The sequence below is a fragment of the Enterobacter sp. UNJFSC 003 genome (genome assembly GCF_036903355.1).
Lineage (GTDB): Bacteria > Pseudomonadota > Gammaproteobacteria > Enterobacterales > Enterobacteriaceae > Enterobacter.
Genome location: NZ_JBAKHK010000374.1, coordinates 1 through 232 on the forward strand (window position 1 = coordinate 1; position 232 = coordinate 232).

Consider the following 232-nt stretch of genomic DNA (forward strand, 5'->3'; position numbering starts at 1 on the left):
CGGAAAAAAACTGGGGTATTGGGGATTTTGGCGATCTCAAAGCGATGCTGGTGGATGTGGCAAAACGTGGCGGGTCGTTCATCGGCCTGAACCCGATTCATGCGCTCTATCCGGCAAATCCGGAGAGCGCCAGCCCATACAGCCCGTCTTCTCGCCGTTGGCTGAATGTGATTTATATCGACGTTAACGCCGTTGAAGATTTCCATCTTAGCGAAGAGGCTCAGGCCTGGTG

General features: G+C 53.9%; 1 protein-coding gene. It reads left to right on the plus strand.

The annotated features are described in order from the left end of the window. Positions 1-232, plus strand: a 232-nt coding sequence (locus V5P19_RS24615; protein WP_334408125.1) for a 4-alpha-glucanotransferase, incomplete at both ends; no start/stop codon positions are given.